This is a genomic window from Fulvivirga aurantia (assembly GCF_009711475.1).
GTDB lineage: Bacteria > Bacteroidota > Bacteroidia > Cytophagales > Cyclobacteriaceae > Fulvivirga > Fulvivirga aurantia.
The window spans coordinates 1-1,501 of sequence record NZ_SMMD01000281.1; the positions used below are offsets into that span (position 1 = coordinate 1).

A 1,501-nucleotide genomic window follows, 5' to 3' on the forward strand; every position below is an offset into this window, starting at 1 on the left:
CTTATAAAGCCAGCCAAAATAACCTTCCCAAATAAGTTCTCTCTGGATGAAGGCAAATATTTTAAAGGCATTGAGTCAAATGAATCAGTTAACTGGGTATTGGGAGATGTAACCAAGGATACCATCATCATTATGGAGCGAACTGTCACACTCTCTTATGGAAAGGACTCTACGATCATGCAAAAATATAGAGTAAGCGGTGATGACACCGTTCGACTTGAAAGCATCTATAACAATCTTTTATCAGATACCCTGGCCATGGAGACCATACCTTCGGAGTTCAGTTTTGGCTTTAATAGTTTAGGATGGATCAATTGTGACAAGTTTTATGAAATTGAAAATCAAACTGATCTAAAGCTCAATTACTCTGGCAATATGCGCTTACACTGTTACCTCATCTTCGATAATCTAAGTTCCATAATGAATTTACGATTTACAGATGATAGTAACATTTTTAAATATTTACCATTAGGAGAACCTGTAACGGTATTAGTAACAGCAAAATCTGATGGTAAGTATTGGCTGTATAAACAGAAACATACGCTCAAAACTGAAAATCAAATTAATATCAAACCAGAAGCACGAAGCTTAAAGGAAATTTTAGATGAGATACAGGCTCTAGATAAGTGATCTAAATTAAATTGGTAACCCAATAGTTCTCTAAGGTTATAATTGTGATTGCGACTCTAAAATTCACAATATCATGTTTAGGCCCATAATTCTAAACGTGTATTAACAATTCTCAATCTATTTACGTAAAAGTTGATCACCACCTTTTATCAACTACCATTATGAAAAAATTGTGTTTAGCAGCTGTACTTTTAATATGCTGCCTGTCTCTTTATGCTCAACCGACAATCATTGAAATTAAAGACAAACAAAACCCTCACATAAGCACCATGATTATGATGCTTGATGACTTAAAGAACAGAATTACTAACCAGGTAAAACATTTAAGTCAGGAAGAAACAGACTTTCTCATGGATGATGAGGCCAATAGAATGGGTGCGCTGATTATACATTTAGCTGCAACAGAAATGTACTACCAACAAGCTACATTTTATGACGGTAATCTTAATGATGCCTCAGAGGAATGGAACCTTGCTATGGATTTGGGCGATGAGGCTCGTGATAAATTAAAAGACAAGCCTATAGATTACTATCTAAATAAGTGGGATGAAGTAAGAGCTAAATCTAAACAGATGCTTAAAACTAAAGATGATGAATGGTTTCTAAAAATCAGAGATGATGATTACAATTACTATTGGGCATGGTTTCATGTCATGGAACACCAGGCCAATCACATGGGCCAAATTGCCATGATTAAAAAAAGGATGAAAGACTAGGTCTGTTGATCATGAACTCAGACACTATAAAGTTTAATAATCAATTAGCCGCAGAAGAAAAGGAGATTTGCGACACGCTAGCTCTCATTATCGAAGAAAGTCTACCGGAAGCTAAAAATAAAATATGGCATAAGCACCCGGTTTGGTTTCTAGAA

The 1,501-nt window shown here is 35.3% G+C and carries 2 protein-coding genes; both read left to right on the top strand.

Annotated elements, in window-relative coordinates; genetic code table 11:
* Positions 1-630, top strand: a 630-nt coding sequence (locus tag E1176_RS20295; protein WP_185152524.1) for a hypothetical protein, incomplete at its 5' end; no start/stop codon positions are given.
* 161 nt (positions 631-791) lie between these two features.
* Entirely contained in the window at positions 792-1,346 is a 555-nt protein-coding gene (locus E1176_RS01140; RefSeq protein ID WP_155208750.1) for a mycothiol transferase, read from the top strand.
* Positions 1,347-1,501: the final 155 nt, after the last annotated feature.

What these genes read in the sequence shown, in the direction of transcription:
- E1176_RS01140 (WP_155208750.1), top strand. Translation starts at nt 792, where the DNA reads ATGAAAAAATTGTGTTTAGCAGCTGTACTTTTAATATGCTGCCTGTCT.